This is a genomic window from Myxococcus eversor (genome assembly GCF_010894455.1).
In the GTDB taxonomy this organism is placed as follows: domain Bacteria; phylum Myxococcota; class Myxococcia; order Myxococcales; family Myxococcaceae; genus Myxococcus; species Myxococcus eversor.
The window spans coordinates 1-547 of sequence record NZ_JAAIXY010000091.1; the positions used below are offsets into that span (position 1 = coordinate 1).

1 protein-coding gene is annotated in these 547 nt (G+C 71.3%); it reads right to left on the reverse strand.

The window, feature by feature from the left end; genetic code table 11:
* A partial coding sequence (locus tag G4D83_RS45275; protein WP_163871176.1) for an AMP-binding enzyme occupies positions 1-547 on the reverse strand: 547 nt, incomplete at both ends.

The following is a 547-nucleotide window of genomic DNA, read 5'->3' on the forward strand; positions in this document are numbered from 1 at the left end:
AGGGCGCGCAGGGGCAGCTCCACCTGGAAGGTGGCGCGGAGGCGCGAGACGAGGCGGGTGGCCAGCAGGGAGTGGCCGCCCAGCTCGAAGAAGTCATCCAGGGCGCTGACTTGGGACAGGCCGAGCAACTCGCACCAGAGGGAGGCCAGGCGCACCTCGGTGGAGGAAGAAGGCGGGAGGAAGGGGCGGAGCTCGGGCCGGGCTTCCGGGGCGGGCAGGGCCTTTCTGTCCACCTTGGCGTTGGGCGTGAGGGGCAGCGCCTCCAGCACCATGAGGGCCGAGGGCACCATGTACTCGGGCAGCCGCTGCTGGAGGAAGGCGCGCAGGGCGAGGGTATCCAGCGAGGCCGTCCTGGCGGTGACATAGCCCACCAGTCGCTTGTTGCCCGGTGAGTCCTCGCGCGCGAGGACGATGGCCTCACGCACCTCGGGGTGGGCCAGCAGCGCGGCCTCCACCTCGCCTGGCTCGATGCGGAAGCCGCGAATCTTCACCTGGAAGTCGGCGCGGCCCAGGAACTCCAGCACACCGTCAGCGCGGTGCCGGGCCA